Origin of the sequence: Micromonospora sp. WMMD980 (genome assembly GCF_029626035.1) — a bacterium.
GTDB lineage: Bacteria > Actinomycetota > Actinomycetes > Mycobacteriales > Micromonosporaceae > Micromonospora.
Window position 1 is genome coordinate 5,626,952 of the sequence record NZ_JARUBE010000003.1, and the last position, 23,847, is coordinate 5,650,798.

General features: G+C 74.7%; 24 protein-coding genes. 9 read left to right on the forward strand and 15 right to left on the reverse strand.

Annotated elements, in window-relative coordinates:
* Positions 1 to 9: 9 nt before the first annotated feature.
* Both O7618_RS26540 and O7618_RS26545 read right to left on the reverse strand, forming a co-directional pair.
* The gene (locus O7618_RS26540; protein WP_278108860.1) at positions 10 to 1,245 is read right to left on the reverse strand and encodes an ATP-binding protein; all 1,236 of its coding nucleotides are present in this window, start codon (positions 1,243 to 1,245) and stop codon (positions 10 to 12) included.
* A gap of 130 nt (positions 1,246 to 1,375) precedes the next feature.
* Complete coding sequence (locus O7618_RS26545) at positions 1,376 to 2,191, reverse strand: flagellar basal body protein FliL (RefSeq protein ID WP_278108861.1); 816 nt, start codon at positions 2,189 to 2,191, stop codon at positions 1,376 to 1,378.
* Between the two features lie 85 nt (positions 2,192 to 2,276).
* Here O7618_RS26545 and O7618_RS26550 point away from each other — a divergent pair, with 85 nt between their 5' ends.
* Both O7618_RS26550 and O7618_RS26555 read left to right on the forward strand, forming a co-directional pair.
* Positions 2,277 to 3,284 (forward strand): EamA family transporter, encoded by a 1,008-nt coding sequence (locus tag O7618_RS26550; protein WP_278108862.1) that lies wholly within the window; start codon positions 2,277 to 2,279, stop codon positions 3,282 to 3,284.
* Between the two features lie 10 nt (positions 3,285 to 3,294).
* Entirely contained in the window at positions 3,295 to 4,002 is a 708-nt protein-coding gene (locus tag O7618_RS26555) for an A24 family peptidase (RefSeq protein WP_278108863.1), read from the forward strand.
* A 131-nt stretch (positions 4,003 to 4,133) separates the two neighbouring features.
* Here the strand turns inward: O7618_RS26555 and O7618_RS26560 are convergent, their stop codons facing one another.
* The 5 genes from O7618_RS26560 to O7618_RS26580 all read right to left on the reverse strand — a co-directional run bounded on the left by O7618_RS26560 (position 4,134) and on the right by O7618_RS26580 (position 10,938).
* Positions 4,134 to 7,316 carry a UvrD-helicase domain-containing protein gene (locus O7618_RS26560; RefSeq protein WP_278108864.1) on the reverse strand — a complete coding sequence of 1,061 codons (3,183 nt, stop codon included), beginning with the start codon at positions 7,314 to 7,316 and terminating at the stop codon, positions 4,134 to 4,136.
* 94 nt (positions 7,317 to 7,410) lie between these two features.
* Complete coding sequence (locus O7618_RS26565; protein ID WP_278108866.1) at positions 7,411 to 8,751, reverse strand: metallophosphoesterase; 1,341 nt, start codon at positions 8,749 to 8,751, stop codon at positions 7,411 to 7,413.
* An 11-nt stretch (positions 8,752 to 8,762) separates the two neighbouring features.
* Entirely contained in the window at positions 8,763 to 9,014 is a 252-nt protein-coding gene (locus O7618_RS26570) for a MoaD/ThiS family protein (RefSeq protein ID WP_278108867.1), read from the reverse strand.
* Positions 9,011 to 10,027 (reverse strand): GTP 3',8-cyclase MoaA, encoded by a 1,017-nt coding sequence (gene moaA / locus O7618_RS26575; RefSeq protein WP_278108868.1) that lies wholly within the window; start codon positions 10,025 to 10,027, stop codon positions 9,011 to 9,013. Before moaA ends, O7618_RS26570 begins: the two co-directional genes overlap by 4 nt.
* Positions 10,024 to 10,938 carry a fructosamine kinase family protein gene (locus O7618_RS26580; protein ID WP_278108869.1) on the reverse strand — a complete coding sequence of 305 codons (915 nt, stop codon included), beginning with the start codon at positions 10,936 to 10,938 and terminating at the stop codon, positions 10,024 to 10,026. Before O7618_RS26580 ends, moaA begins: the two co-directional genes overlap by 4 nt.
* 160 nt (positions 10,939 to 11,098) lie before the next feature.
* On the opposite strand from O7618_RS26580, the gene O7618_RS26585 reads away from it, so the two are divergent.
* The gene (locus O7618_RS26585) at positions 11,099 to 12,202 is read left to right on the forward strand and encodes a DUF4192 domain-containing protein (protein WP_278108870.1); all 1,104 of its coding nucleotides are present in this window, start codon (positions 11,099 to 11,101) and stop codon (positions 12,200 to 12,202) included.
* Positions 12,203 to 12,213: 11 nt separating this feature from the next.
* Here O7618_RS26585 and fdhD read toward each other — a convergent pair whose 3' ends face one another.
* On the reverse strand, positions 12,214 to 13,068 hold the full coding sequence (gene fdhD, locus O7618_RS26590) for a formate dehydrogenase accessory sulfurtransferase FdhD (protein ID WP_278108871.1): 855 nt from the start codon (positions 13,066 to 13,068) through the stop codon (positions 12,214 to 12,216).
* A gap of 428 nt (positions 13,069 to 13,496) precedes the next feature.
* Between fdhD and O7618_RS26595 the strand changes: the two genes are divergently transcribed.
* From O7618_RS26595 to O7618_RS26605, 3 genes are read left to right on the forward strand one after another with little or no spacing between them, the layout of a single operon-like run.
* Positions 13,497 to 14,096 carry an NTP transferase domain-containing protein gene (locus O7618_RS26595; RefSeq protein WP_278108873.1) on the forward strand — a complete coding sequence of 200 codons (600 nt, stop codon included), beginning with the start codon at positions 13,497 to 13,499 and terminating at the stop codon, positions 14,094 to 14,096.
* Positions 14,093 to 14,350, forward strand: coding sequence for a DUF6457 domain-containing protein (locus O7618_RS26600; protein ID WP_278108874.1), 258 nt, complete (start codon positions 14,093 to 14,095; stop codon positions 14,348 to 14,350). Before O7618_RS26595 ends, O7618_RS26600 begins: the two co-directional genes overlap by 4 nt.
* A gap of 55 nt (positions 14,351 to 14,405) precedes the next feature.
* Complete coding sequence (locus O7618_RS26605; protein WP_278108875.1) at positions 14,406 to 15,506, forward strand: hypothetical protein; 1,101 nt, start codon at positions 14,406 to 14,408, stop codon at positions 15,504 to 15,506.
* Between the two features lie 2 nt (positions 15,507 to 15,508).
* On the opposite strand, the gene O7618_RS26610 is transcribed toward O7618_RS26605, so the two are convergent.
* Entirely contained in the window at positions 15,509 to 16,465 is a 957-nt protein-coding gene (locus tag O7618_RS26610; protein WP_278108876.1) for a zinc-binding dehydrogenase, read from the reverse strand.
* A gap of 65 nt (positions 16,466 to 16,530) precedes the next feature.
* Positions 16,531 to 16,989 carry an Lrp/AsnC family transcriptional regulator gene (locus tag O7618_RS26615; protein WP_278108877.1) on the reverse strand — a complete coding sequence of 153 codons (459 nt, stop codon included), beginning with the start codon at positions 16,987 to 16,989 and terminating at the stop codon, positions 16,531 to 16,533.
* 59 nt (positions 16,990 to 17,048) lie between these two features.
* On the opposite strand from O7618_RS26615, the gene ddaH reads away from it, so the two are divergent.
* On the forward strand, positions 17,049 to 17,882 hold the full coding sequence (ddaH, locus tag O7618_RS26620; RefSeq protein WP_347405394.1) for a dimethylargininase: 834 nt from the start codon (positions 17,049 to 17,051) through the stop codon (positions 17,880 to 17,882).
* Positions 17,883 to 17,935: 53 nt separating this feature from the next.
* On the opposite strand, the gene O7618_RS26625 is transcribed toward ddaH, so the two are convergent.
* Together O7618_RS26625 and O7618_RS26630 are read right to left on the reverse strand one after the other, a co-directional pair.
* Complete coding sequence (locus O7618_RS26625; RefSeq protein WP_278108879.1) at positions 17,936 to 19,153, reverse strand: ABC transporter substrate-binding protein; 1,218 nt, start codon at positions 19,151 to 19,153, stop codon at positions 17,936 to 17,938.
* A 49-nt stretch (positions 19,154 to 19,202) separates the two neighbouring features.
* Positions 19,203 to 20,030, reverse strand: a complete 828-nt coding sequence (locus O7618_RS26630; protein ID WP_278108880.1) for a prolyl oligopeptidase family serine peptidase — start codon at positions 20,028 to 20,030, stop codon at positions 19,203 to 19,205.
* 57 nt (positions 20,031 to 20,087) lie between these two features.
* Here O7618_RS26630 and O7618_RS26635 point away from each other — a divergent pair, with 57 nt between their 5' ends.
* Complete coding sequence (locus tag O7618_RS26635; RefSeq protein WP_278108881.1) at positions 20,088 to 20,678, forward strand: bacterial proteasome activator family protein; 591 nt, start codon at positions 20,088 to 20,090, stop codon at positions 20,676 to 20,678.
* 43 nt (positions 20,679 to 20,721) lie between these two features.
* Here O7618_RS26635 and O7618_RS26640 read toward each other — a convergent pair whose 3' ends face one another.
* From O7618_RS26640 to O7618_RS26650, 3 genes are all read right to left on the reverse strand, one after another.
* Complete coding sequence (locus O7618_RS26640) at positions 20,722 to 21,534, reverse strand: HAD family hydrolase (RefSeq protein ID WP_278108882.1); 813 nt, start codon at positions 21,532 to 21,534, stop codon at positions 20,722 to 20,724.
* Positions 21,534 to 22,355, reverse strand: coding sequence for an HAD family hydrolase (locus O7618_RS26645; protein WP_278108883.1), 822 nt, complete (start codon positions 22,353 to 22,355; stop codon positions 21,534 to 21,536). Before O7618_RS26645 ends, O7618_RS26640 begins: the two co-directional genes overlap by 1 nt.
* A 175-nt stretch (positions 22,356 to 22,530) precedes the next feature.
* Positions 22,531 to 23,274, reverse strand: a complete 744-nt coding sequence (locus tag O7618_RS26650) for a hypothetical protein (RefSeq protein WP_278108884.1) — start codon at positions 23,272 to 23,274, stop codon at positions 22,531 to 22,533.
* A gap of 120 nt (positions 23,275 to 23,394) precedes the next feature.
* Here O7618_RS26650 and O7618_RS26655 point away from each other — a divergent pair, with 120 nt between their 5' ends.
* Positions 23,395 to 23,823 (forward strand): OsmC family protein, encoded by a 429-nt coding sequence (locus O7618_RS26655; protein WP_278108886.1) that lies wholly within the window; start codon positions 23,395 to 23,397, stop codon positions 23,821 to 23,823.
* Positions 23,824 to 23,847: the final 24 nt, after the last annotated feature.

The window sequence follows — 23,847 nt, forward strand, 5'->3', positions numbered from 1 at the left end:
CAGCGGTGCTCAGGCGGGCTGGGTGCGCAGGTAGCGGCCGAAATGCGGCACGGTGAACGCCACGGTGCCGCGCTCACCGGAATAGATCAGCCCCTTTTTGATCAACGCGTCCCGGGCCGGGGAGAGGCTGGCCGGCTTGCGGCCGAGCGCCCGGGCGATCTCGGCGGTGGGCACCGCGGCGTCCATGTCGTCACGCGCGCCCTCCTCGCCGTCCACCAGCGCCAACGTCGCCATGGCGCGCATGTACTCGCGTTCGGCGGGAGTGGCCCGCTCGAACCGGGAGCCGAAGAAACCCACCGCCAGCTCCGCCTCCGCCTCCGGCGCGGCGACCCGGACGTCCGCCGCCGTGATCGGCGAGCGGGGCGCGTGGTCCCAGGTCGCCTTCCCGTACGCCTGGACGAAGTAGGGATAGCCGCCGGACTTCTCGTAGAGCAGGTCGAGCGCCTTCTGCTCGTACTCGACCTCCTCCCGCTCGGCCGGCGCGCAGAGCGCCTGGTCGGCGGCGATCCGGTCCAGCCGGTCGATCCGCTGGTAGCGGTAGAGCCGCTCGGAGTACGACTTGGCGGCGCTGAGCACCGCCGGCAGGTGCGGCAGGCCGGCGCCCACCACGATCAGCGGCGCGCCGAGCTGGGACAGCTCGTGGCACGCGGCGCAGAGCGCGGAGACGTCCTCCGCGCCGACGTCCTGCATCTCGTCGATGAAGATCGCGATGCCGGTGCCCACGTCGGTGGCGACCGCCGCCGCGTCGCTGAGCAGCTCGACCAGGTCGATCTCGATGTCGCCCGAGTCGGCCCGGCCGCTGGCTGCCGGCACGTCGATGCCGGGCTGCCACCGGTCGCGCAGTTTCGGCGCCGCACCGCCCCGCCCGGTCGGCGCGGAGCGCTGCGCGAACGCCTTGAGCACGCCGAGGAAGCCGTCGATCCGGTCCGGCGCGCGGTGTCGCGGGGCCAGTTCCCGGACCGCCATGTGCAGCGCGGCGGCGACCGGCCGGCGCAGCGACTGGTCCGGCCGGGCCTCGATCTTGCCGGTGCCCCAGAGGTGGTTGATCGCCTCCGAGCGGAGCGTGTTGAGCAGGACCGTCTTGCCCACCCCGCGTAGCCCGGTGAGCATCAGGCTGCGTTCCGGCCGGCCGCGGGCGATGCGTTCCAGCACCACGTCGAACACGTCCAGCTCCCGCCCCCGCCCGGCGAGTTCGGGCGGGCGCTGGCCGGCGCCTGGGGCGTACGGGTTGCGGACGGGATCCACGAATCGCACAGTATCGGCTTCTCTAGCGGCCAGGCTAGACGTGCGTAGAGGCGGCTACCGCGTGTCGGCGTCGAGATGAAACTAGGGCTGTCTAGCGTGGATGCTAGACAGCCCTAGTTTCTCCTACCGGCTATCGGCGCTTCAGGCAGAGCACGAAGTCGAGCGTGTCCAGCTCACTGTCGAAGAAGTACCAGTCGGTGTAGCCGGCCACCTTGCCGCACTTCGCCTCGGCGTCCTTCTTGCCGCTGGTCGCGCCGTCGATCCGGCGCAGCACCTCGTAGGTCTTCGGGGCGCAGTCGGCGATCACCAGCTTCGGCTGGCCACTGCCGCCCTCGTTCGCCACGCACTGACCCGCCTTGACGAAGCGCGGATCGGTGGAGGAGGCCGGAGCCGCCGCCGTGGGCGTCGCCTCCGCCTCGTCGCTCGGCGCCGCCGCCGTCGGACCCGCCGCCGGCGCGGTGGCGGCCGTCGTCCCGGCCGTCGGGCTCTCCGAGTCCCGGCCGAGCAGCCAGTAGGCCCCGGCGCCGCCCAACAGCAGCACCGCCAGCACGATCACCACCACCAGCAGCGGGCCCCGGCCACGCTTCGGTGGCGTCGGCTCGTCGTAGGGCGCCGGCCCGGCGAGGTACGGCGGCGGCCCCCCGGCGTACGGCTGGTACTGCTGCTGCCCGGCGTCGTACGCCGGCGGCCCCGCCTGGTAGGGCGGCTGTTCCGGGTCGTAGGCCGGTGGTCCGGCCGGGTAACCCGGACCGGCCGGGTAGCCCTGCTGCGGCGGGGCCTCGGTCCACTCCGGCGCCGGCCCGTACTGCTGCGGTGGGCCGTACTGCTGGGGTGGGCCGCCGTACTGCGGTCCGCCCGGGGCCGGGTCGGGGGCGTAGCCATCGGCGGGACGCCGTGCTCCCCAGGGCTCGGGTGCGCCGCCGCCCGGTGGTCCGAAGTTCGACATGAACGCCTCCTGCGTACGCCAGTGCTGAGAGGCCGGCCACCAAGGGGCAACGCCGACGCCGTGGTCACCGTAGCGTGGTCCACCGATGAGCTCACGCCCCACGAGTGCGACGGACGCCACCGGATCCCCGGCGCCGCCGGCCCGCACCGCCCTGATCTGGACCGCCCTGGCCCTGGTCTACCTGTTCTGGGGCTCGACCTACCTGGGCATCCGGGTTGCGGTCGAGTCCCTGCCGCCGCTCACCTCCGCCGCGATGCGGTTCGCCGCCGCCGCCGTGGTGCTCGCGTTGGTGCTGAGGCTGCGTCGCGGGCCCGGGTCGCTGCGCGTGCCGCCCCGTCGCCTCGGCTCGGCCGCGCTGGTCGGGGTGCTGCTGCTGGCCGGCGGCAACGGGCTGGTGGTGGTCGCCGAGTCCGGCCCGCCCGGCGACGCGGTGCCCTCCGGCGTCGCCGCGTTGCTGGTCGCCACCGTCCCGCTCCTGGTGGTGGTGCTTCGCACCGCCGGTGGGGACCGGCCCCGCCCGTGGACCTTCGTCGGCGTGGGGCTCGGCTTCGCCGGTCTCGTCCTGCTCGTGCTGCCCCGCGACGGCGTCGACGGTGTGCCGCTGGCCGGCGCGCTGACCGTCGTCGCGGGCGCGGTCAGCTGGTCCGTCGGCTCCTACCTGGCCGGCCGGATCCGGATGCCCGCCGATCCGTTCGTGGCGACCGTCTACGAGATGGTGGCCGGCGCGCTGGCGCTCAGCGTGATCGCGGCCGTCCGCGGTGAGCTGCGCGACTTCGACCCCGCCGAGGTGACCGGGCGGTCCTGGCTGGCACTCGCGTACCTGATGGTCGCCGGTTCGCTGATCGCCTTCACCGCTTACGTCTGGTTGCTCGCCCACGCGCCGATCTCCCTGGTCTCCACCTACGCGTACGTGAACCCGGCGGTCGCGGTGGCGCTCGGCGCCCTGCTCGTCGCCGAGCCGGTCACCGCCCAGGTGCTGCTCGGTGGCGCGGTGATCGTGGCCGGGGTGGCGGTGGTGGTCAGCACCGAACGTCCACGCCGGACCGCGCCGGCAGCCGGGAACGGGACGGTCCGAGGCCCGGCCGGGCGGTAGCGTCCCGGCCGTGTCGACGGCGTGGGTGGCGGGGGCGACGCTCCTCGGTGCGCTCGCCGGCCTGGTCGCGGTGCCGCTCGGCCGGCACGCCGTCGGCGTGCCTCCCGACGACGCTCCGGCACCCCTCGACGGCCCGGCGACCGGGGTGCCCTGCGTCCGTGCCGTGGCCGGGGTGTCCTGCGTCGGCGCCGTGGCCGGGGTGTCCTGTGGCGGCGCGGTGGTCGGGGCGCTGGTGTTCGGCGGGCTGGCCGCCGCGCACGGCACCGAACCCGCGCTGCCGGCCCTCCTGCTGGTCGCGGCGGCCGGCCTGGTGCTCGTGGTGACCGACCTGTTCGCGCTGCGGCTGCCCGATCCGCTTGTCGGCGTGGTGGCGCTCGGCGGGCTGGGCCTGACCGGGGCCGCCCTGCTCGCCGGCGAACCGGGCCGCGCCGGTACCGCCCTGGCCGGTGCCGGCCTGTCCCTGGGCGGATACGTGCTGCTCGCGCTGCTGCCGGGTGCCCGGCTCGGCTTCGGTGACGTGAAGCTCGGCACCGCGCTCGGGCTCCCGCTGGGTTGGCTCGGGTGGCCGGCGCTCCGACTCGGGCTGGTCCTCCCGCACGTGCTCGCCGGGGCGGCGGTGCTCGCGCTGCTCGTCGCCGGCCGGATCCGCCGGGACACTCCGCTGCCGTTCGGCCCGGCGATCCTCGCCGGCGCCTGGCTGGCCGCCGTCCTCACCTGACCCGCTGCCGCACCGCCGCGCCGCCGGTTGCCGCCGCGCCGCCGGTTGCCGCCGCACCGCCGGTTGCCGCCGCACCGGCGGTGAGAAGGGGCCCCCTCTCTACCGTAGGCGTTAAGAAGGGGCCCCGCCTTTCACATCAGGCGGAGCTGGTGATCGCGGGGGCGGCGGGGTTCGGCGGCGCCCAGCCGGTCGAACAGGGCCGGGTCGATCACGTCGAGGAACGGTGTCGGGCGGGTCTCCCGTTCCGTGCCGTGCCGGCTGCGGCGGGCGGTGTGGCTGACGTAGAGCCGGTCCTGCGCCCGGGTCAGCCCGACGAAGAAGAGTCGACGCTCCTCGGCCACCGTGTCCTCGTCCGGCTCGGTGCCGGGCCAGCGCAGCGGCAACAGGCCGTCCTCGGCGCCGACCAGGAAGACCACCGGGAACTCCAGGCCCTTGGCCGCGTGCAGGGTGAGCAGCGTGACCGCCTCGGCGCGCGGGTCGAGCGCGTCCACCTCGGCGCCGGTGGCGAGCTGGCTGAGGAAGGACCCGAGGTCGTCGGCGCAGCGCCGGGCCAGCGGGGTGAGCAGGTCCACTGCCGTGCGGACGTCCTCGGGGCGTACCGTGCCGGAGCCGTCGAGCGTCGGCACGGCGAAGCGCTCCGCCAGGATCCGCCCGGCTTCGCGTACCCGGGAGGTCAGGGAGCCGTCGAGGCCGGCGTGGCGCAGCTCGCGGGCGATGGCGGCGACACCGGGACGGTCGCGCAGCCGGTCGTGCGAGCGCTTCTGCACCGGGATGTTCGCCCGGGCCAGCGCGTCCACGATCGGCGCGGCCTGGGAGTCGGTGCGGTAGAGCACGGCGATGTCGGAGAAGGAGAGCGAGGTCGTCCGCCCGTCGACCCGGCCGGAGTCGAACGACCGGTGGGACAGGCCGCCGACCAGTTCGTCGACGGTGCGGGCCACGAAGTCGGCCTCGTCGGAGACCGTGGTCGCGGCGTACCGGCCGACCAGCGGGGCCTCCGGATCGAGCCGGGCCGGATCCAGGCGGCGACCCCGGACCAGCGACGACGGCGCGATCGCCTGCACGGCGGCGGCCAGGATCGGCGCCGAGGAGCGGTAGTTGCGGTTCAGCCGGACCAGCCGGGCGTCGGTGAAGTCCTGCGAGAAGCGCAGGAAGTAGCCGACGTCCGCACCCCGGAACGAGTAGATCGCCTGATCCGGGTCGCCGATCGCGCACAGGTTGCCGTCGGCGGGGCTGAGCAGCCGCAGCAGCTCGTACTGGACCGCGTCGACGTCCTGGTACTCGTCGACGAAGATCCACTTCCACCGCTCCCGGTAGTCCCGGACCAGCTTCCGGTCGCCCTTCAGCAGCGCCACCGGCAGGGTGAGCAGCTCGTCCAGGTCGACCAGGTCCCGCTTGCGCAGCAGCGCCACGTACCGCTCGTCGTCGTCGCCGGCCTCCGCGCGGGCCGCCGCCCGGTCGGCGTCGTCGGCGATCCGGAAGTCCGCCGGCAGCCCGGCCGCCGCCGCGTTCTCCCGCAGCACTGTCAACCCGAGCGCGTGGAACGTGCCCACCGTGACGTCCTCGGCGACCGGCCCGAGCAGCCCGTCCAGGCGGTGCCGCAGCTCCTCGGCCGCCCGGCGGGTGAACGTGATCGCCAGGCACTGGTCCGGAAAGACGTTCAACTCCGCGCACAGGTAGGCGATCCGGTGGGTCAGCGTGCGGGTCTTGCCGGTGCCCGGGCCGGCCACGATCAGCAGCGGACCGCCCGGCGCCGACGCCGCCACCCGCTGCATCGCGTCCAGCCGGTCCAGCAGGCCGGTGCCGACCTCCTCCATGCCGGCCAGCATCGGCTCGAACGGCTCGTGCGGTGAGGGCGGCGGTGCGAGCGGAGGCGCGGGCGGCTTCCGCTTCGGCTCCGGCCGCGCCTCCGCCGGGCGCCTGGCCTTCGGCTTCGGCGTCGGCTCCGTCGGCCGCCGCTGCGCGGGCACGGGTACGTCGAAGAGCGCGTCCTGCCCGCCCCCGCCACCCGGAGCGCCCAGTTCCGCCGGATCGAACAGCGTGATCACCCCGTACTCACCGTCGTAACCCGGCACCCGGCGCACCTCGCCGCGGCGCAGCCGGTCGATACCCTCCGCGAGCAGCTCGCCGCCGACCCGGCCGATCTCCTCCACCGGCGTACGGGTCAGGATCTCCAACTCCGGGCCGAGCGCCGCGACCAGCTCGTTGAGCTTGCCCGCGACCTTCTTCGACCGCGCGCCCACCCGGTTCAGCTCACCCAGGATCTCGGCCAGCGGCACCAGGTGGGTTACCTCGCGGGCGTGCGCGGGCCGGTGCCCCGCCGGCCGGTCGGCGAGCGCCTCGACCCGGCTGAGCACACCGACGGTCAGCGGCTTGCCGCACTCCGGGCAACGCCCGCCCGCCTCGCGGGTCCGCTCCGGCGACCAGTTCACCCCGCAGAGCCGGTGCCCGTCGGCGTGGTACTTGCCCTCCTCCGGGAAGAACTCGACGGTGCCGGCCAGCCCGTCCCCGGTGCGCAGCGCCTCGCGGATCGCGAAGTAGTCGCGCGACGCGGTGAGCACGGTCGCCTCCCGGGCCAGCGCCGGCGGCGAGTGCGCGTCCGAGTTCGACACCAACTGGTAGCGGTCCAGGCTGCCGACCCGCCAGTTCATCTCCGGGTCGGAGGAGAGCCCGGTCTCCACCGCGAAGATGTGCTCGGCCAGGTCGGCGTAGCAGTCGGCGATCGCGTCGAAGCCGGACTTCGAGCCGAGCGCGGAGAACCACGGCGTCCAGATGTGCGCCGGCACCAGGTAGCCGTCCGCGCTGGCCTCCAGCGTGATCTCCAGCAGGTCGCGGGAGTCCAGCCCGAGGATCGGCCGGCCGTCCGAGCCGAGGTTGCCGATCCGGCCCAGCGCGGTGTTGAAGCGCCCCACCGCGTCCAGGTCCGGCAGGTAGATCAGGTGATGCACCTTGCGGGTCCGGTCGTCCCGCTTGTAGATGGTGGAGATCTCCACGCTCAGCATGAACCGGACCGGGTCCGCCTCCGCCTCGCTGGCCAGCCGGGGCGGGAGCCGCCGGGCGATGTCCCGTTCCGCCTCCGGCGACAGCCGGTAGAGGCCGGGCTCGGCCGGGTGCAGCGTCTCGCGCAGGTGGTCGTACCAGGCGGGATGGGTGAAGTCGCCGGTGCCGAGCACCCCGATGCCCTTGCGCCGGGCCCACCAGCCGAGGTTCGGCAAGGTCAGGTCACGGCTGCACGCGCGCGAGTACTTCGAGTGGATGTGCAGATCCGCGACGTAGGGCGGGAGGCCACCGGGGGGTGCGGCGCTGAACGGAGGCACGCCGCATCCTGTCACGTCCGCTTGCCTACCCGCCCGCCGCCACGCGTACGCGTGACCTGAGCAATGCGGTGCTGGACGCGGCCGCTCCCGCACGCTATGGGGCGCGCAGCTCCACCAACGTCACCTGCGGCGGAGCGCCGACCCGCACCGGCGGACCCCAGAAGCCGGCCCCGTTCGTGACGTAGACCTTGGTGCCGTCCACCTCGCCCAGGCCGGAGACCACCGGCTGCTGGAGCTTCACCGCCAGGTTGAACGGCACCATCTGGCCGCCGTGGGTGTGCCCGGAGAGCTGGAGGTCGACGCCGAACTTCGCCGCCTCGTGCGCGGCCACCGGCTGGTGGGCCAGCAGCACCACCGGGCGGCTCGGGTCGCGGTCGCCGAGCGCGGCGGCGTAGTCGGCCGGCGCGGCCAGCCCGGTGCCGTCGGCGGTCACATCGTTGACGCCGGCCAGGTCGAGCACCCCGCCCCGGGCTCGGATCTCCTGCCGCGCGTTCTGCAGCACCCGCAGGCCGAGACGGTCCACCTCGCGGACCCACTCCTCGACGCCGGAGTAGTACTCGTGGTTGCCGGTGACGAAGAAGCTGCCGTACCGGGAGCGCAGGTCGCGCAGCGGCTCCGCCGCCGCGCCCAACTCGGCCACCGAGCCGTCCACCAGGTCGCCGACCACCGCCACCAGGTCGGCGTCCAGCCGATTGATCATCGCGACGATGCGCTCGGTGTGCGCCCGGCCGCGCAGCGGCCCGAGGTGGATGTCGGAGACGGTCGCGATCCGCAGCCCGTCCATGCTCCGGGGCAGCTTGGCCAGCGGGATCCGGACCCGGTCCAGTTGGGGCGGCCCCATCGCGGTGCGGACGCCGTACCCGGTCACGCCGGCGGCCGTGAGCCCGGCGAAGATCGCCGCGCCGCGCGCCAGCAGCAGCCGGCGGGACGGGTCGTGGTCGGGCGCCCCCGCCCCGGTCGCCGGCAGGTCGCCCGCGTCGCCGGTCGGGGGCGTGTCGTCGGCCCCGTCCGGCGGCGTGGGGCTGCCGGCGTCGCCGGTGCGACCGGCCGGGTGGGCGTCGCCGGGCCGGGCCGGGCCGCCCGCGCCGACCAGCGCCGGCTCGGGTTCCGGGCCGGCGGCTGCGGCCGACCGGGCGCGCCGGCGCAGGGCCAGCCGGACCACCGCTGCCGGCACCTCGAGCACCAGCAGCAGCACCAGCAGGTAGAACATCAGGGCCAGCCAGAGGTAGCCCGGCCAGGCCAGCCAGTAGAAGCCGTTCTGGGTGCCGGCCATGGTCGCCGGCACGAGCAACGCGAGCAGGATCGCCACCACGGCCCCGCCCCGGCGCCAGGGCCCGGGACGGGTGGTGTCCCGGACCATCCGCTTCCACAGGTAGAAGTGGATCAGGCCGATGACGAGCACGACGAGACCCACGAATGTCGCCATCGCCAGCACGTCGGCCTCCCTCAGCCGCCCGCGAAGGGTGGCAGCACGTCCACCGTCACCCCGGCCGGCAACGGTGCCCGACGATCATGACAGGCCACGCCGTCGACCAGGAAACTCGCCGCCTTGAGCACCACGGCCAGTCGCTCCCCGTGCCGGGCGGCGAGGTCGTCCAGGAGTTCGTCCAGCGACCGGCCGGCGGATGCGGTCTCCTCGGCGCGACCGGCGGCGGCCCGGGCCCCGGCGAAGTAGCGGACGGTCAGCTCCACCGTCATCCTCCGATCGCCGACATCGGTCGGACGGGCTGCAGGAAGGTCGGGTCGTCGATGCCGTGCCCGGCGCGCTTGCCCCACATCGCGGCCCGCCAGCGGCGGGCCAGCTCCTCGTCGTCGGCGCCGCCCCGCAGCGCGGCCCGCAGGTCGGACTCGTCGGTGGCGAAGAGGCAGTTGCGCACCTGACCGTCGGCGGTGAGCCGGGTGCGGTCGCAGTCGCCGCAGAACGGCCGGGTCACGCTGCCGATCACCCCGACCCGGGCCGGCCCGCCGTCCACCAGCCAGGTCTCGGCAGGCGCGGCGCCCCGCTCGGTCGGGTCCGCCCGCAACGTGAACTCGGCGCGCAGGGCGACCAGGATCTCGTCGGCGGTGACCATGGTCGACCGGTCCCAGCCGTGCTGGGCGTCCAGCGGCATCTGCTCGATGAACCGCAGCTCGTAGCCGTGGGCCAGGGCGAACCGCAGCAGCTCCGGCGCCTCGTCGTCGTTGACGCCGCGCATCAGCACCGCGTTGATCTTCACCGGGGTGAGCCCGGCGGAGGCCGCGCCGGCCAACCCGGCGAGCACGTCGTCGTGCCGGTCCCGCCGGGTCAGGGCGGCGAACCGGTCCCGGTCGAGCGTGTCCAGCGAGACGTTCACCCGGTCCAGCCCGGCCGCGCGCAGCGCCGGCGCGAGGCGGGCCAGGCCGATGCCGTTGGTGGTCAGCGAGATGCGTGGCCGGGGCGTCAGCGCGGCCACGGCCGCCACGATGCCGGGCAGGCCGGGCCGGATCAGCGGCTCACCGCCGGTGAACCGCACCTCGGTGATGCCGAGCCGGCGCACCGCGACGCCGACCAGGCGGACGATCTCGTCGTCGGTGAGCAGCTGCGGACCGGCCAGCCAGGGCAGGCCCTCCGCCGGCATGCAGTAGGTGCAGCGCAGGTTGCACTTGTCGGTCAGCGAGACCCGCAGGTCCCGGGCGACGCGACCGTAGCGGTCGGCGAGAGGCCCGTCGGCCGTCGTCCGGGAGGCGGTCATTGCTCGACCGTAGCGCGTCCGGGGGCCCGGAGCGCGGCCCGTGCGGCGGAGGACACCGCCTCCGCGTACACCTCGCCGAAGAGCGCGGTGTGCACCAGCAGCAGGTGCAGTTGGTGCAGCGGCACCCGCTCGCGCCAGCCGTCGGCCAACGGCCACGCCTCATGGTAGGCGGCGATGATCCGGTCCAGGTGCGGCGGGCCGCCGAAGAGCGCGAGCTGGGCGAGGTCGGTCTCCCGGTGGCCGCCGTGGGCCGCCGGGTCGACCAGCCAGACCCGGCCGTCGCCACCCCAGAGCAGATTGCCGGGCCAGAGATCACCGTGCAGTCGGGACGGCGGCTCGTCGCCGCCGAACTCGCCGACCCGCTCGGCCACCTGCTCGACGAGCGCCGCCACGGGCCCGCTGAGCGCGCCGCGGTCGACCGAGGCCCGCAGGTGCGGCAGCAGCCGACACCCGGCGAACCAGCTCGACCAGGGCCCCGGGTCGGGCGTGTTGTCCTGCGGTAACGCGCCGATGAACCCGGGCCACTCGGCGCCGAACGCGGGCGCGCCGGCCCGGTGCAGCCCCGCCAGCCCACGGCCGAACGACTCGGCCGCCTCCGGGCCCGGTTCGCCCGGCTCCACCCAGTCGAGCGCCAGCAGCTCCGGCAGCGCGACCAGCACCTCGGGCACCGGCACCGCGTCGGCGTCGCGCAGCCACCGCAGGCCGGCCGCCTCGGTGGCGAAGAAGCCGTCGGGCGCCGGTCGCACAGCCCGTTCCGGCCAGCTCTTGGTGAAGACGGAGTGCCCGTCGTCCAGGGTGAGCCGGGACGCCGTGCAGATGTCGCCACCGGCGACCGGCGTCTCCCGGATCCGCTGGTGGGTCAGGAAGGTCGGCAGGTGCTCCGGGTGTGCCCGCAGGTACGCCAGGTCCATGACGGCAAGGTAGCCGGTGCCTGGGACATCCGTGGACCGTGTCGAACCGCGATCGTCGCCGATCGAGCCCACCTGGACCGATACGCGGGGTAGCTGTGGACGGACTGCGTGTCGTCCACAGGGCCTCCCGCGCCGGCCGGGCGCCACGCACGCTCCCGGCATGAACTCGACCGACCGCCCCCGCCTCTCCGTCCGCTCACCGGCCGACCTCGTCGCCGCCGTGCCCTACCTGCTCGGCTTCCATCCCGCCGACAGCGTGGTGGTGGTCGCGGTGCGGGGCCGGCGCGTGGTCTTCGCCGCCCGGGGAGACCTGCCCGAACCGGGGTCCGACCCGGGCCCGGCGGCCCGGCACCTGGCCCGGGTGGTGGTGCGGCAGGACGCCGACGCCGCGACGGTCATCGGCTACGGCCCGGCAGCCCGGGTGACCGGCGCCGTGGACGCGGTCGGTGGGGCGCTGGACGAGGCGGGCGTGATCGTCCTCGACGCGCTCCGGGTCACCGACGGTCGCTGGTGGTCCTACCTGTGCGACGAGCCGGCCTGCTGCCCGGCCGACGGCACCCCGTACGACCCGGCCGCCAGCCAGGTCAGCGCGGCAGCCGTCTTCGCCGGCCAGGTCGCCCTGCCCGACCGGGCCGCGCTGGCGGCGCAGGTGTCGCCGCTCGACGGTCCGGTCCGACTCGCCATGCGCCGGGCTACCGGCCGGGCGCGAACCCGACTGGCCGCACTCACCGGTGTCCCGCCCGGCAGCGACTCACCGGGTGGCGTCTCGTCCGACGGCGTCGCGCCGGGTGGCGTCCCGTCCGGTGGCCGGCGTGGGGAGGCCCGGGCCGTGCGCTCGGCCGGCACGGCGGCGGTGCGGGCCGCGTTCCGCCGGCAGCGGCGCGGCGAGCGGCTCGACGACGACGAGGTGGCCTGGCTGACCGTGCTCCTCACCCACGTCGCGGTACGGGACCACGCGTGGTCCCGTACCGACGGCCTGGACGCCGACATCAGCCTCTGGACCGACGTCTTCCGGCGGGCCGAGCCGGACCTGACCGCGGCGCCCGGAACGCTGCTCTCGTTCGCCGCCTGGCGGGCCGGGCACGGCGCGCTGGCCGCCGTCACCTTGGAGCGGGTGCTCGCGACGCACCCCGAATACCCGCTCGCGGTGCTTCTCGACGAGGCGCTCCGTCGAGGGCTGCCCCCGTCCGAGCTGGACGGCTGGCCTACCGACGCCGGCGGGGCCGTGCTGCGCCGGCGTCGGCGGCGTCGCCCGCCCCGCTGAACGGGCGTGGGTCAACCGGGCACGCGCTGCGTACCGGTGTAGACGTTCATGGTCGGGCCACGCAGGAAGCCGACAAGCGTCATCCCGGCCTCCTCGGCCAGCTCGGCGGCGAGCGTGCTGGGCGCGGAGACCGCCGCCAGCAGCGGCACCCCGGCCATCCACGCCTTCTGGGTGAGTTCGAAACTGGCGCGGCCGGAGACGAGCAGCACGTGGCCGGCGAGCGGCAGCCGGTCCGCGCGGGCGGCCCAGCCGACCACCTTGTCCACGGCGTTGTGCCGGCCCACGTCCTCGCGCAGCACCAGCAGTTCGCCGTCGGCGTCGAAGAGCCCGGCCGCGTGCAGGCCGCCGGTACGGTCGAAGGCGCGCTGCGCGGCGCGTAGCCGGTCGGGCAGCGCGGCCAGCAGTTCGGCGGTCACCTTCAGCGGGTCCTCCCGCACGGCGAACCGGGAGCGGGTGCGCACGGACTCGATGCTCGCCTTGCCGCACACTCCGCACGAGCTGGTGGTGTAGAAGTTTCGCGTCGGGTCGGTCGCCGGCTCCGGCACACCGGGGGAGAGCACCACGTCGACCACGTTGTAGGTGTTGGGTGTGTCCGCGCCGGCGCACAGCTGCGCGGTGTGCACGTCCTCCGCCGACCGGATCAGCCCTTCGGTGAGCAGGAAGCCGATCGCCAGGTCCAGGTCGTCGCCCGGAGTGCGCATGGTCACCGCGAGCGGTCGGCGGCGGCCGGGGCCGGCCGGCCCGACCCGGATCTCCAGCGGCTCCTCGACGGCCATGGTGTCCTGCCGGCGAACCCGGGCCCGACGTTCGTCCGTCGCCCCGAGGTCGATCCGCAGCACGCCTCGCCGGTCTGTCGCCCGTCCCATCCCGCCATCCTCTCCCGCACCCACCCCGCCCGCACCTCCAGCTCCCACCCGCCACGCTCCCACCCGCCACGCTCCCGCACCTGCACGTTTCCGCGCCCGCACGCCGGCCGCGCCCGCACGCCGGCCGCGCCCGCACGCCGGCCGCGCCCGCACGCCGGCCGCGCCCGCACGCCGGCCGCGCCCGCACGCCGGCCGCGCCCGCACGCCGGCCGCGCCCGCACGCCGGCCGCGCCCGCACGCCGGCCGCGCCCGCACGCCGGCCGCGCCCGCACGCCGGCCGCGCCCGCACGCCGGCCGGGCCCCCATGATCGACACCAGTGCGGCGGGGTGGCTACGTCGATCGCTCCGGGGTCCCGCCACCTCGGCGGACCGGAGTCGATCAAAGGCGTCGACCCGCGTACCGGTGGGGGCCTGGGTAGGGTGAGGCGGTGACCGGGTACGCGGCGGTGCTGCTCGCCGGCGGCGCGGCCCGGCGGATGGGCGGGGTGGACAAGCCGGCCCGTCCGGTCGGCGGCCGGCCGATGTTGCACCGAGTGCTGGCGGCGGTGGCCGAGGCGAGCGAGCGGGTCGTGGTCGGCCCGTCCGGTCCGGTGCCGGCGGGAACGCGGGTGACCCGGGAGGACCCGCCCGGGGGTGGTCCGGTGGCCGCCACGGCGGCGGGGCTGGCCCTGCTGCGTTCCGACCCGCCCGTGGTTGCCCTGCTCGCCGCCGACCTGCCGCTGCTCACCGCCGGCGCGGTGGCCGAGTTGCGGCGCGCGCTCGCCGGGTCGGCCGACGGGGTGGCCTGTTACGTGGACGGCGACGGCCGCCGCCAGCAGCTCTGCGGGGTCTGGCGCCTGGCCACGCTGCGCGCCGCGCTCGACCGGCTGGCGGCGAGCCGGGGCGGAACTGTCGACGGCGCTCCGGTACGCGAGCTGCTGGCCGGCACCACGGTCCGGGAGGTGGTCTGGTCCGGTGCCGGGGCGCCGCCCTGGTTCGACTGCGACACTGACGGGGACGTACGCCGGGCCGAGGAGTGGGCGACATGACGGTGCTGGACGACTGGCTCACCGCGGCCTGTGCGGAGCTGGACCTGGATCGGGCCGAGGTGCCCGTTTCGGTGGTGCTCGACGTGGCCCGGGACGTGGCGCACCAGGTGCTCCGGCCGGGCGCGCCGGTCAGCGCGTACCTGTTGGGGGTGGCCGTGGGGCGCGGCGCGGATCCGGCCGCGGCGGCCGCCCGGATCAGCGCTCTCGCCGGCTCCTGGCCGGTGGAGCTGGACGGGACCACCGGGGCGAAGTAGTACGTCCGGCCGGAAGTGCCCCTGGGTAGGGTGGCGGGAACGGACGGAGGCGATCATGACGGCAGACCACCCCTCGGCGCCGGTCGACGAGCCTTCCGGCGGCGCGCCGGAGCAGCACGAGTCGATCCTGCTGGACGAGCCGACCACGGCCGACCTGCGGGCCAAGGTGACCGAGGCCTGGCGGGAGTTCGCCCGCGCCCTGGCCGATCGGTTGCGCGGACTGCCCGCCGGTGGGCACCTGGAGGTCACCCTCGACCCGACGGCCTCCGGCACGGGGGACGCCGTCTACTCGGTCAGCGCGGACGCCGGCGCGGAGGGTGGCCTGTCGGCCCGGGCGGTCGGCAACGCCACCCTGCCGCAGGGTTACCGGCTGGACCGGGCGGCGGTGGCCGACATGGTGGCGCTGGGTTGGTCGCCGCCGGGGGTGGTGTCGGGCTCCGGTGAGCAGTTCGGCCTGGACTGCGGCGTCGACGAGGCGACCCGGTTGTCCGCCGTGCTCTCCCGGACGCTGCGTGACGTCTACGGCGCCCCGCATCCCGCGTTCCTGGTCTATCTGGTGCACGACGCCGACGGTGAGCCGCTGCCGGTGGAGCCGCTCGGCACCGCCCGCGCCGAGTTCGGGTCGGACCGGGACGTGGAGGCCGACCTGGACGAGGCGTTGGCCGCCGCGGCGGCGGCGAACGCGGGCGAGAACGACGTGCTGGCCCTGGAGGAGCGGGTCCGCACGGTCGTCTCGACGATGCTCAAGTCCGACTCCGACCAGGTGCAGGTCGACTCCGACGGTGACATCAACATTCGGGCCGGCTCGGCCATGGTCTTCGTACGGGTGCGGGACAATCCGCCGCTCGTCGACGTCTTCTCGCCGGTGCTGACCGAGGTCGAGCCGACCGAGCGGCTCTACGTGAAGCTCTCCGAGTTGACCAACCGGATGCCGATCGGCCGGCTCTACTGCGCCGACGACACGGTGTGGGCGTCGATCCCGGTCTTCGGCCGTAACTTCCAGGCCACCCATCTGATGCTCGCCGTGCAGGTGATGACCGGCCTCGCCGACGAGCTGGACGACCGGCTGCACGGCGAGTTCGGCGGCAAGCGGTTCTTCGGCGAGGGCGACAAGCCGGCGCGGGCGCAGGAGCACCGCACCGGCATGTACCTCTGAGGTCAGCGCACGTCGAGCAGGGTCTTGCCGACGGTGGCGCGGGCTTCCATGGCGGCGTGCGCGTCGGCGGCCCGTTCCAGCGGGAAACGTTGGGCGATCAGCGGCCGGAGCCGGCCGGCCGCGGCCATGGCGAGCGCCTCCTCGGTGAGTGCGCGCAGCTCGTCGGGTCGAGGTCGGGGTCGTAGCAGCGTCACCCCGCGCTCCGCGGCGACGTCGGCCGGCACATCCGCCCAGGCGCCGCTGGCCAGCCCGAAGCTGAGCATCCGGCCGCCGTGGTCGAGCAGGTCGAATGCCTGGCGGGCGAGTGTGCCACCGACGCCGTCGAGGACCACGTCGACGGCGCCGACGGCGGCCCGCACCTGGTCGGCCCAGTTCGGCTCCCGGTAGTCGACCACCACGTCGAGCTTCGCGTCGCGGAGCACGGTGACCTTGTCGGGGCCGCCGGCGGCGGCCACCACGGTGGCGCCGGCCTGCCCGACGAGCTGCGTCAGCAGGGTGCCGACCCCGCCGGCGGCGGCCTCCACGAGGACCCGCTCGCCGGGCCGTGGGTCCGCCGCCCGGACCAGCATGAGGGCGGTCCGGCCGTCGGCCAGCACCGCCACCGCCTGATCCAGCGGCAACCCCGGGGGTACGCCGGCCGGCGCATCCCGGTCGACGACGACGCGCTCGGCATAGCCGCCGGTGCCGCCGGTGCCGGTGACGACGCGCCGGCCGACGAGCGTCGGATCGACCCCGGGGCCGACGGCCGCGATCGTGCCGCCGACGCCGTTGCCGGGGATCAACGGCAGGTCACCGGCGAACGGGCCGAAGCCGGTGGCCCGGAACATCGTCTCGACGAAGGTGATGTTGGCGTGCGCCACCTCGACGAGGACCTGGCCCGGCCCGGGCGCCGGGTCGGGCGCCGACCCCGCTACGAGCACCTCCGGTCCGCCGAACTCCCGCAGCCACACCGCACGCATCGCGCCTCCCTCGGCTCTCGTCCGAGCCGAGTCAACGACGTGAAGCGGGGTTGAGGTCAACCCCGTCAGGGGTTGGAGGGTCCGACGCCGGGCGACTCGACCAACCGGGACAGCACGATGGTGCTGCGGGACGAGGTGACGAACGGTTCGGCGCGCAGCCGTTCCAACGCCTCCTCGAGGTGGGCGATGTCGGCAGCGCGCAGGTGCACCAGCGCGTCGGCCTCGCCGGAGACGGTGTAGGCGCCGACCACCTCGGGGTGCCGCCGGGCGGCGACGCCGATCTGCGTGGGGGTGGTCCGGCCGGCGCAGAACAGCTCGACGAAGGCTTCGGTGGTCCAGCCGACGGCGGCGGGGTCGACGACCGCGGTGAAGCCGCGGATCACCCCGGCGGCGCGCAGCCGGTCGACCCGGCGCTTCACGGCGGGGGCGGAGAGTGACACGCGGGTGCCGATGTCCGCGTAGGAGGCGCGGGCGTCCGCCACGAGCAACGCAATGATTCGCTGGTCGACCGCGTCTATCTGCAACGTTCCGCCTCTGGGAAGCAATGGTTGTGGCTGTTACCAAAGTTCTACCGTACCTACTCTTGGTGACCGTGAACCAGCAGCGAGTCCCGCGAAAGCGGACATATCTCATGTGCTCCCCTGAGCACTTCGCGGTCGAGTACGCGATCAACCCGTGGATGGACGTGACCACGGCGGTCGACGCCGACCTGGCGGTCAAGCAGTGGGACCGGCTGCGCGAGACGCTGCTCGGGCTCGGCCACGACGTGCACACGCTCACCCCCGAGGCGGGCCTGCCGGACATGGTCTTCGCGGCCAACGGCGCCTTCGTGGTCGACGGCACGGTCTACGGCGCCCGGTTCAAGCACGAGCAGCGGGTCGGCGAGGCCGCCGCGCACCGGGCGTTCTACGAGGAGCAGGGCTGGCACTTCATCGCGCCGAGCGAGACGAACGAGGGTGAGGGCGACTTCGCGTACCTGCCGGAAGCGCACGGCGGGCTGATCCTCGCCGGCCACGGCTTCCGTACCGAGCTGGCCGCGCACGCCGAGGCGCAGGAGGCGCTCGGCCGACCGGTGGTCTCGCTGCGTCTGGTCGACCCGCGCTTCTACCACCTGGACGTGGCGCTCGCCTCGATCGACGACGGGAACGTCGTCTACTACCCGGGCGCCTTCTCGGCGGCCAGCCAGCGGGTGCTGCACCAGCTCTTCCCGGACGCGGTCGTCGCGGACGACGAGGACGCCCTGGCCTTCGGCCTGAACCTGGTCAGCGACGGGCTCAACGTGGTGCTGAACAGCGAGGCCACCCGGCTGGCCGGCACGCTGAAGGCGGCCGGCTACCATCCGGTGCCGGTGGAGTTGGCCGAGCTGAAGAAGGGCGGCGGCAGCGTGAAGTGCTGCATCGCCGAGCTGCGGCACTGACGTCAGGGCGGTTCGAGAGGCGGTCTCCCGGCGGGAGGCCGCCTCTCGTCGCGTCAGCCGAGCGTGGCCAGCTCGTTGATCACCACGTTGGCGAGCATCCGGCCGTCCAACTGCACCCTGCGCAGGTACCACTTCTGCTGCGGGGTACGCGGCTGGTTGAACTGCCAGGAACCGCGCGGGCTGTCGATCTGGCCGATCTTGCCGAGCGCCAGGTTGAGCTGGGTCGGGGACGGGTCGCCGCCGACCAGCCGGATCGCCTTGTCCAGCACCTGCGCCGCGTCGTAGGAGGCCATCGCGTAGGTGGTCGGCGAGGTGTTGAACGTCTTGCGGTAGGCCGAGGCGAACACCCGGTTCGGGGTGTTGTTCAGGTCGGCCGAGTAGTTCAGCGCGGTTTCGATACCGTGCTCCTCGATCAGCCGGCGGTCCCGGCCCTTCTCGCCGTCGTCGAGCTGTTCGAGGACGGTGCCCTCGGTGAGGAAACCGGGCGCGTAGATCGGCCCCCGATAGCCCTCGTCGTAGAGCTGCTTGATGAACTGCACCGCCTGCGAGCCGCTGTAGTGGCAGAAGATCGCGTCCGGCTCGCGGGCCAGCGCCTTGCGGATCGGGCCGGCGTAGGCGCTCTTGCCGGGGTTGGCGTAGTTGGGGGTGTAGATCGGGTCCTCGGTGAGCCGGCGGCCCTGCTCGTACCCGCGGCGCAGCCCGGCGACGACGTCCTGGCTGCCCGTCCCCTGGGCGCCGAAGATGGCGATCCGGCTGGACGGGTCGAGGGTCTGGCGCAGGTGCTCCCCGAGCGCGAATCCCGGCTCGTCCAGCACGTACGAGGTGCGCCAGATGTAGACCACGCTCTGGAGTTCCTTGGGCGAGGCGTTGGAACCGATCAGAGGTACCCGGGCCTCCTCCACGACGTTCCGGATGCCGATCATGACGGCCGGGCTGACCACACCGGTGAGCGCGAGCACGCCCTCCTTCAGCAGCCGGTCGACGGCGGCCTTGCCGGTCGCGGCGCTGTCGCCCTCCTCGGCCTGCACCACCGTGACCGGGTGCCCGCCGAGCTGCTGACCGTGGGTGCTGAGGAAGAGCTGGAAGCCGTTGCTGATCTCTTCGCCGACGGCCTTGTTCGGCCCGCTGCCGGGCACGATCAACCCGATCTTGATCGGGCTGCCGGACGCGGCCTCCTCGGTGTCGTCCCCGGAGCCGCAACCGGCCACGAGTCCGGTGGTGCCGAGCGCGGCCAGCAGTTGCAGGGCCCGCCTGCGGTTCATCTGTGCCACCGAACTTCCTTCCCGCCGGGGTGGCCATGGTGCACACCCCTTCGGCGTTCTACCTGGTCGGCGACGCTGCGTCAATGCCCTGAAGATCATCGTGAAGCGACCGCAACGCCTCGACAACCCGGGGCCAGGCGGCCGAATCCGGCGCGATCAGCCCGAAGTGCTCGCATTCCGGCAGCTCAACCAGCGTGGCATCGCCACCGGAGGCCCGGTCGGCGGCCACCCAGGAGCGGCTCGTGGCCACCGGAACCTGCTGGTCGAGGGTCCCGTGCACGACTACCGTGCGTACCCGGATCGGCACCAATGCCGATGGATCCGCGTCCGCGTACCGGTCCGGCACGTCGGCCGGGCCACCACCGAGCAGCGCGGCCACCGCCCCTCCGTCCAGGTCCAGCCGGTACGCCTCGGCGAGGTCCGCGACCGGCGCCAGCGCGAGCACCCCGGCGACGGAGTCCGGGGCGTGCGCGGCGGCGTACAGCGCGAGGTGCCCGCCGGCCGAGTGACCCACCAGGACCGGCGGGACCGCCGCCACCCGGCCGGGCAGCGCGGCGGCGGCCAGCCCGGGCAGGGCGGCGACCCCGGTGAGCACGTCGGTGAGCGGGTGCGGCCGGCCGTCGCCCGGTGGACCGGTCCGGCGGTATTCGAGCTGGGCCACCGGATGACCGAGCGCGGCCAGCGCGGCCGCCATCGGGCCGGTGTGGGCGCGGTCGTACTCCGCCCGCCAGAACCCGCCGTGCACCACCACGACCAGCGGCCGGGTGGGTCCCTCGCCGGCCGGGCGGCGCAGGTCGGCGCACTGGTCCGGATGGTCGCCGTAGGCGACTGTGACGTCCGGCGGCGGGGCCGGTCGGGTCAGCACGTCGCGGGGGTCGCCGGCCATGCGAGGACGGTAGCCGGTCCGGTCCTGGGCGCGTGTGCGTGGTCGGGGTGGGTAAAGATGGGTGCCATGACGGAAGCACACTCCGGCGGACACGACGGCGAACAGGGCAACGACGGCATCCCCGGCACCGTGGTGGTGGTCGGGCCGGACGGCCGACCGGTCGGCACCGTGCAGGCCGAGGAGGGCAAGGGCGAGGACCCGACCCGCCTGGTCGAGCAGCCGGCCAAGGTGATGCGGATCGGCAGCATGATCAAACAGCTGCTGGAGGAGGTGAAGGCCGCCCCGCTGGACGACGCCAGCCGGCACCGGATGCGCGAGATCCACGAGCGCTCGATCGTCGAGCTGAAGGAGGGCCTCGCCCCCGAGCTGCGCGAGGAGCTGGAGCGGATCTCGCTGCCGTTCACCGAGCAGCAGGCGCCCAGCGAGGGTGAGCTGCGCATCGCCCACGCCCAGCTGGTCGGCTGGCTGGAGGGGCTGTTCCACGGCATCCAGGCCGCGCTGGTCGCCCAGCAGATGGCCGCCCGCGTCCAGTTGGAGCAGATGCGCTCCGGCCGCCAGGCGCTGCCCAGCGGCCCCGGGGCGATGGTGCCGGGCATGCCGGGGATGCCCGGTGGCCACGAGGGCCACGCCCCCGGTCAGTACCTGTGACCCGCGCGGGCCGGGGCGCGCGACGTGCCCCCGGCCCGCGCCGTCAGTCCAGCCCGAAGACCGTCTCCAAGTACGCCGCGACGCCGTCGTCGGTGTTCGCGCCGGTGACCTCGTCCGCGATCTCCCGCACCGCCGGGTGGGCGTTGGCCACCGCCACCGCCCGCCCGGCCCAGGTCAGCATCGGCACGTCGTTCGGCATGTCGCCGAAGGCCAGCACGTCCCGTTCGTCGACGCCCAGCCGGGCCGCGAACCAGGCCAGGCCGGCCGCCTTGGTGACACCGGCGGCGGAGATCTCGACCAGCCCGCTGTACGACGAGTGGGTCGCCTCGGCCAGCCCTTCCAGCGCGCCGGCCACCACCCGGACGAACACGTCCGGATCCTGCTCGCCGGCCCGGACCAGCAGTTTCACCGCGGGTGCGGCGAGCAGCTCCGCCGGCGACTCGACCGCCCGGATGGCCTCGGCGTCGGCGTCCCAGCGCAGCGGATAGTGCGCCTCGTGCCGCATCTGCCGGCTGTCCCCGACCTCCACCGCGAAGCTCACCCCGGGCACCTCGGCCCGCAGCCGGCGGGCCACCTCGGCCAGCAGCTCCGGGGCGAGCGGGTCGGCGCGCAGCACCTCGTCGGCGATCGGGTCGTACACCACCGCGCCGTTGGCGCAGATCGCCGGCAACGGCTCGTCGAGCTGGTCGTACACCAGTTGGAGCCAGCGGATCGGGCGGCCGGTGACCAGCACGACCGGCGTGCCCCCGGCGGCGATCCGGGCCAGCACCCCCGCGGTGCGCCGGCTGATCGTCCGGTCGTCGCGCAGCAGCGTGCCGTCGATGTCGGTCGCGACGAGTCGAGGTGGCTCTCCCATCACCGGGAGAGTAGTCGGTCCAGGTAGACCGCGACGCCGTCGTCGTCGTTGCGCAGGGTGATCTCGTCGGCGGCGGCGCGCAGCTCCGGGTGGGCGTTCGCCACCGCCACCCTGGACCACCCGGCCCAGCCGAACATCGGCAGGTCGTTGGGCTGGTCGCCGAAGACCAGCACGTCCGCCGGGTCGACGCCGAGCCGCTCGGCGACCACGCTCAGCCCGGTGGCCTTGTCGACCCCCGGCGGGCAGATCTCGACGAACCCGAGCCCGGCCTGGGTGAGCGTGGCCACCTCCGGCGGCACGATCCGGCGGGCGGCGGCGAGCAGCTCGTCGACGTGGTGGTCCTCGGTGCGGGCGAACGCCTTGACCACGTCGCAGGAGAGACACTCGGCCCGGCTGCGCGCCTCGAACCGGTCCGGGTAGGGCCAGCTCGGGTGGTAGTCGCCCCAGAGCGGCGCGTCGTGCTCGCCGGACGCCTCCACCATCACGGTGAGCGGGCCGACGGCGGCCTCCAGGTCGGCGAGGAGCCGGGCGAGCACCTCACCGCTGAGGCGCTCATCGCGCAGCACCAGCGGGCCGGCCGGATCGCTCTGGTCGACCACCCAGCCGCCACCGGCCATCACCAGGAAGTCGGCGGCGCGGATGTCGTTTCGGCTCAGCTCGGCCAGCCGAGGCCCGCGCCCGGTCGCGCCGACGACCGGGATCCCGGCCGCCCGCACCCGGTCCAGCACCGAGTGGGTGTACGCGGAGACGGTGTCGTCGCTGCGGACGAGCGTGCCGTCGAGGTCGGTGGCGATCAGCTTGGGCAGGCCCGGGCGGGTCATGGTTCCTCCTTCGCCCGCCACCGTCACGCCGGCCGACCAGGTCCTCGCTGCCGCGGCCACCGGACGGTGGGCAGGCAACCGTATCTCGCACGACCGGGGGCGGCCATGGCATTCCGGCGAATCGGGCGCGAATCCGAGGCGGCGATCCGGTGGCCGGCGACCGGGACGGGACCGGTCAGCGGGAGCGCTCGGGGCCGGCGAACGGCAGGGTCGGCTCCACCGTCAGGTCGGCCGGCCCCGGCGGCACCTCGTCGTCCCGGTCCCGCCGGCGCCGGGCGCACCGCTCGTCCGGCCCGTCGTCGTCCGGCGTCACGTCGGTGTCCGCCCGGTCGGTGGCCCGGTCCCCGACCCGCCCGGCCAGGTGCAGCGCGGCGGCCAGCAGCGCCACCGCCAGGAACGCGGTGATCAGGCCCCGGCCGTGCTCCACCTGGAGGCGCTGCTCGGTCGGGAAGAACAGGACATGCCGGGCGAGCTGCTGGAGGGACGCGGCGGCCGCGACCAGCACGCCGATCAGGGTCGCCGCGAGGCCCAGCCCGGCGATCCGGGCGTGCTGCCGCACCGCGGGGGCGCCGCGCAGCGCGAGCGCCACCGCGACCGACAGACCGAGCAGACCCACGAGGTACGCCGCGCCGAAGCCGCCGATCTCGGCGACGCCGCTGGGGAGCCGGAACGTGGTGTTCCCGTCCTCGCCCTCGTTCGGCACCGTGATCACCAGCCACTCGCCGATCAGCGAGGCGAGCACGGCGACCGCGCCGAGCCCGGCGAGCACCGGCGGCAGGCGGTGGTCGCGGCCCAGGCCGGCCAGTGACCGGCCCACCCGGCCGGACGGGGCGGCCTCGGCGTCGGTGTCGCCCCACTCCACCACCGTGGTGCCGTCGGCGCGGTTGTCCTGCCTGGGAATGGGGAGATCCTGCGACATGGGCCACCCTTCGGCGTCGGCGGGCCTGCGTCGAATAATGGCACAGCCGGCACCCGGCCACCGGGAGCGTGATGCGGCCGGGCGGTGCGGGGCGGCCCGGTTTCGGTTAGCGTCGGTGCCATGCCTATCCGTACCGCTTCCGCTCGTTGGCAGGGCGACCTCGCCGAGGGCTCGGGCACCGTCCGCACCGGCAAGGGCGGCCTGTCCGGCAACTACTCCTTCACGTCGCGCTTCGAGGAGGGTGAGGGCACGAACCCCGAGGAGCTGATCGGCGCCGCGCACGCGAGCTGCTTCTCGATGGCCCTCTCCAAGCAGCTCGCCGACTCGGGCGCCACCGGCACGTCGGTGGAGACGACCGCCAAGGTGCACTTCGACAAGACCGACGCCGGCATGACGGTGACCCGCATCGACCTGGAGACCGTCGGCCAGGCCCCCGGTCTCGACGAGGCCGGCTTCACCAAGCTGGCCGAGGCGGCCAAGGAGAACTGCCCGATCTCCCGGCTGCTGTCCCCGGGCGCGCAGATCACGCTGACCGCCCGCCTGGCCTGACCACGTCCGACACGGCGGGGGTGC

Coding starts and splice junctions, on each gene's coding strand:
- O7618_RS26605 (WP_278108875.1), top strand. CDS start 14,406: ATGACGGCAGACCACCCCTCGGCGCCGGTCGACGAGCCTTCCGGCGGC.
- O7618_RS26650 (WP_278108884.1), bottom strand. CDS start 23,274: ATGTCGCAGGATCTCCCCATTCCCAGGCAGGACAACCGCGCCGACGGC.
- O7618_RS26545 (WP_278108861.1), bottom strand. CDS start 2,191: ATGTCGAACTTCGGACCACCGGGCGGCGGCGCACCCGAGCCCTGGGGA.
- O7618_RS26645 (WP_278108883.1), bottom strand. CDS start 22,355: ATGACCCGCCCGGGCCTGCCCAAGCTGATCGCCACCGACCTCGACGGC.
- O7618_RS26570 (WP_278108867.1), bottom strand. CDS start 9,014: ATGACGGTGGAGCTGACCGTCCGCTACTTCGCCGGGGCCCGGGCCGCC.
- O7618_RS26630 (WP_278108880.1), bottom strand. CDS start 20,030: ATGGCCGGCGACCCCCGCGACGTGCTGACCCGACCGGCCCCGCCGCCG.
- O7618_RS26655 (WP_278108886.1), top strand. CDS start 23,395: ATGCCTATCCGTACCGCTTCCGCTCGTTGGCAGGGCGACCTCGCCGAG.
- O7618_RS26580 (WP_278108869.1), bottom strand. CDS start 10,938: ATGGACCTGGCGTACCTGCGGGCACACCCGGAGCACCTGCCGACCTTC.
- O7618_RS26585 (WP_278108870.1), top strand. CDS start 11,099: ATGAACTCGACCGACCGCCCCCGCCTCTCCGTCCGCTCACCGGCCGAC.
- O7618_RS26550 (WP_278108862.1), top strand. CDS start 2,277: ATGAGCTCACGCCCCACGAGTGCGACGGACGCCACCGGATCCCCGGCG.
- moaA (WP_278108868.1), bottom strand. CDS start 10,027: ATGACCGCCTCCCGGACGACGGCCGACGGGCCTCTCGCCGACCGCTAC.
- fdhD (WP_278108871.1), bottom strand. CDS start 13,068: ATGGGACGGGCGACAGACCGGCGAGGCGTGCTGCGGATCGACCTCGGG.
- O7618_RS26610 (WP_278108876.1), bottom strand. CDS start 16,465: ATGCGTGCGGTGTGGCTGCGGGAGTTCGGCGGACCGGAGGTGCTCGTA.
- O7618_RS26635 (WP_278108881.1), top strand. CDS start 20,088: ATGGGTGCCATGACGGAAGCACACTCCGGCGGACACGACGGCGAACAG.
- O7618_RS26600 (WP_278108874.1), top strand. CDS start 14,093: ATGACGGTGCTGGACGACTGGCTCACCGCGGCCTGTGCGGAGCTGGAC.
- O7618_RS26640 (WP_278108882.1), bottom strand. CDS start 21,534: ATGGGAGAGCCACCTCGACTCGTCGCGACCGACATCGACGGCACGCTG.